Annotated in this window: 1 pseudogene; it reads left to right on the forward strand. The window is 58.0% G+C overall.

Features of this window, described 5'->3' with window-relative positions:
* Positions 1-252 precede the first annotated feature (252 nt).
* Positions 253-414: pseudogene (locus GYA94_RS22400) on the forward strand (prepilin peptidase); the annotation flags it as partial.

The raw sequence follows: 414 nt of genomic DNA on the forward strand, positions 1-414 counted from the left end.
AGAGCGTAACAGCGCCATTCGAAACACCGTGGCCAAGGTGCTGGGCAATTACCCGCCGGGTAGCCGGAAATAACCTTCAAAAGCAGCCAGGGGCTCAAGCGCAGCCCCGGTGACAGCTACGACAAAATCCGTTCCGACCACGCCTTTTTCGGTTGCAAGGCCTACTCGTGCGCACGTTCCGGTCTATCTTCAGTCAAGGAAACCTGACTGACCGGGTAGAAGTGTTCAACTTTTAGGAAGGGCGACCTGCCAATGCAAAGCATTGTTCTGCTGCTGTGGCTTGCCTTGTGCTCCGAACAGGATGTGCGTCAACGCCAGATCTCAAACCTGCTCACCCTGGGTGTGGCCAGCTGTGCCCTGCTCTGGCTGTTCGCCACTGGCCATAGCTGGATGGGGGCCGATGCCAGCGATGCC

It is taken from the genome of Pseudomonas juntendi (assembly GCF_009932375.1).
Classification (GTDB): Bacteria; Pseudomonadota; Gammaproteobacteria; order Pseudomonadales; family Pseudomonadaceae; genus Aquipseudomonas; species Aquipseudomonas juntendi.